Below are 224 nucleotides of genomic sequence, written 5' to 3' on the forward strand. Positions count from 1 at the left end.
CCGATCAATTGAACTTTTTCGCCGCTAGCTAGAGAATCTTGAATCGTTGTGAACACAGCATCAACTGCTGCAGTTGCGTCCTTTTTAGTCAAATCAGTCGCTTCTGCAACTTTTTCGATTAATTCTGCTTTATTTGCCATGGATGGAATCACCTCCTGAAAATATAATGATGTTTCGGTATAAATCACGTTCATTTGAATAACTCAAAATCCCGTGACAAATAT

At 37.9% G+C, this 224-nt stretch carries 1 protein-coding gene; it reads right to left on the reverse strand.

Features of this window, described 5'->3' with window-relative positions; translation table 11 throughout:
* Nucleotides 1-194 (reverse strand): HU family DNA-binding protein (locus tag H0H10_RS00280; protein WP_188178731.1); only part of this gene is annotated, 194 nt, incomplete at its 3' end.
* Nucleotides 195-224 lie beyond the last annotated feature (30 nt).

This window comes from Streptomyces griseicoloratus, from assembly GCF_014534645.1.
In the GTDB taxonomy this organism is placed as follows: domain Bacteria; phylum Actinomycetota; class Actinomycetes; order Streptomycetales; family Streptomycetaceae; genus Streptomyces; species Streptomyces griseicoloratus.